A 262-nucleotide genomic window follows, 5' to 3' on the forward strand; every position below is an offset into this window, starting at 1 on the left:
GTTCCATTTCGACACGAACAGGAAATCGCCGATCAGCAGGCGCGGCAACATCGATTCCGACGGGATCGAGAACGGCGCGATGATGAAGCTGCGGAACACGAACACGATCAGCGCCAGCTTCAGCAGGAAGCGGATCGTCTCGTTCGTTTCCGAACGCTGCTTGCCGGAGAGCGGCTTGCCGGATGGAGCTTTGGCCATGATTTGAGGCGTGGCGTGCACCGTTGGCGGCGTCAAGATGGCCGGATCGTTTGCGCGTCCCATG

At 60.3% G+C, this 262-nt stretch carries 1 protein-coding gene; it reads right to left on the minus strand.

Annotated elements, in window-relative coordinates:
• The coding region (locus AC0IYH_RS32160) for a S26 family signal peptidase (protein WP_471838368.1) at positions 1 to 262 on the minus strand (262 nt) is incomplete at both ends.

The organism is Pseudomonas sp. AC463, assembly GCF_979253585.1.